This window comes from Neobacillus paridis (genome assembly GCF_016765675.1).
GTDB classification, from domain to species: domain Bacteria; phylum Bacillota; class Bacilli; order Bacillales; family Cytobacillaceae; genus Neobacillus; species Neobacillus paridis.
On the sequence record NZ_JAESWB010000422.1, the window covers coordinates 1 to 517 of the forward strand.

2 protein-coding genes are annotated in these 517 nt (G+C 42.2%); both read right to left on the minus strand.

Features of this window, described 5'->3' with window-relative positions:
• Positions 1-249, minus strand: a 249-nt coding sequence (locus JK635_RS24010; RefSeq protein WP_202656467.1) for a type III secretion system chaperone family protein, incomplete at its 3' end; no start/stop codon positions are given.
• Between the two features lie 88 nt (positions 250-337).
• Positions 338-517 (minus strand): hypothetical protein (locus JK635_RS24575; RefSeq protein WP_235888367.1); only part of this gene is annotated, 180 nt, incomplete at its 5' end.

A 517-nucleotide genomic window follows, 5' to 3' on the forward strand; every position in this document is an offset into this window, starting at 1 on the left:
TTTTGTGCTTGCAAACTGAAGGTAATTTGCCTTCAACAAATGGTCGTATACAACGTCGAGCTGGTCTCCGGAAGGAAGGCCAAAATCGATATAGCAATGGATGTGTTCTGGCGCAATGTAACTTTGATAAATAATGGCACATTCCACTTCATCGACGTTAAACGATTTTCCCTCTGCAATGACCTCAGGTTCGTCTAAACTGGTAAGCTCGCAAAATTCGTAAATCAATTGCCTGAATTTTTGTTCCATTGATTTCTCTTGGTTTCAGTGGAAAATCGAAATAGGCGATGTCCGAGTTTTATTAATTGGACTTTTGGAACAGAATTATGATTTTAATTTAAATGATCACGGGCGCTTGAGTGACGTTTGCTGCGGATGGGTTCCTTGATTTTTCAAGAGAAATGGGATGAAAGAACCATTCTGAAAAAGAAATCTTCAATGAATTGGGCAGCCTTGACGCATGTGCCAGAACGATGCTGTGGCCATGGAGCAGGGCAGACGGCATCAGGAGCCTGCA